This is a genomic window from Vibrio sp. 1288 (genome assembly GCF_033344475.1).
This window is the reverse complement of record NZ_JAWPOX010000980.1, coordinates 1-551: the sequence shown is the minus strand read 5'-3', so window position 1 is coordinate 551 and position 551 is coordinate 1. Positions and strand designations below refer to the sequence as shown.

Annotated in this window: 1 pseudogene; it reads left to right on the top strand. The window is 45.7% G+C overall.

The window, feature by feature from the left end:
- Positions 1-423, top strand: a pseudogene (locus tag R8O11_RS30445) (hypothetical protein); the annotation flags it as partial.
- Positions 424-551 lie beyond the last annotated feature (128 nt).

Sequence of the window (551 nt, the reverse complement as noted above, 5' to 3'; positions counted from 1 at the left end):
CGCCTGTCACTGTTACCAGAAGTGAGCTCGATTGATAAAACCAATGGTGTGAACTCTGGTCTAGTTAGCGTCCCTTCGCTACGAACTCGAAAAGCTCAGACAACAGTTCAACTGAAAGACGGCCAAAGCTTCGTGTTAGCTGGTCTTTTAACGTCGGAAGAGCAGGAGTCATTGGCAAAAATTCCTTATCTAGGCGACATCCCAATTCTTGGTGCTTTATTCAGTAAGACCAATACCGAAAGAAGAAAGACGGAGTTGATCATCGTCGCGACAGTTAATCTTGTCGACCCTGTCAAAGAAACCGACATCAAGCTGCCGAAGTTCGAGCGAACGAGTGACCTTGAGCGCTTGCTGAAGCTCGATCTTTCGAAAGTTGATGACGAAGAATTGGAAAATACGATAAAGGCGGGAGGCTTTAACTAATGAAGGCAAACCTATTATTGGTCGTTTCCGTTTTACTGACCGGTTGCTCGGTATCGGTAACCCCAAATAAAACGACGGTAGACACCATTGTGGAAACCTTTGAGTTTCGAGTCACCAACAAAGACGTG